We start from the raw sequence: 731 nt of genomic DNA, 5'->3' as shown, positions 1-731 counted from the left end.
TTAAATTCATCGGTGTATTTTCTGCGTGTTCCCATTTGATTCATCTTCTACTTTTCCTTTTGCTTATGAAAAGTGTCCGTTAAATTGTGGGAAACCCAGTACTAAATTCAAAGGCTATGATACTTACCTGCTCTAAGGACTAAATCAATATATTTTTCTAAGGTTAAATCCCTGGTGGCTCTCATATTTGGGGTTTTATTATCCTCAATCAATTGCTCAATAATGTCGATTTCAATTGAAACTGTTTTATTACGGAGATCAAAATCAACTCCTATACATGCTAAGTAGATGTCAAATAAATTCCGTAAAGTTATATTGGTCGCGACCTCTGATGATCCATCCAAATACTTATATTTAGTGTTTGGCTCTATGAGAGTTTTATCTTTTATTCCATTAGCGATAAAGGTTTTAAACTGCTCCCTATCGTTATAGTTAGAGCTTAAGACCAAGTTTTTTTGGTCTGAGTACTTGTGACACATACAAGCGACCAGCATGAGATAAACAAAATGAATTTTCTTTTCTGAGATGTAAATAGCGTTTTTCACTGTTTCGAAAATTTGCTGCATATCTCTCGCGCCAAGCTTAAAAAAGAAACAAATATGTCCAAAAAGTAAGTGAAGCTGAAATCCTTGATGTTTTGTAAGCGTTGACGCGTTACACCCTAGACAGCCTCGCTGACGGCTGATTGTCCAAGATCAATATTCCAGGGCAACAATTGCTCGACCTGGTTG

The 731-nt window shown here is 36.1% G+C and carries 1 protein-coding gene; it reads right to left on the bottom strand.

What is annotated here, in order from left to right; genetic code table 11:
* Positions 1 to 107: 107 nt before the first annotated feature.
* Positions 108 to 566, bottom strand: coding sequence for a hypothetical protein (locus LGT40_RS00305; protein WP_226069663.1), 459 nt, complete (start codon positions 564 to 566; stop codon positions 108 to 110).
* Positions 567 to 731: the final 165 nt, after the last annotated feature.

This window comes from Methylophaga pinxianii (assembly GCF_020447225.1).
In the GTDB taxonomy this organism is placed as follows: Bacteria; Pseudomonadota; Gammaproteobacteria; order Nitrosococcales; family Methylophagaceae; genus Methylophaga; species Methylophaga pinxianii.
Note: the sequence above shows the minus strand (reverse complement) of the source record. Positions and strands in the feature narration are given on the sequence as shown.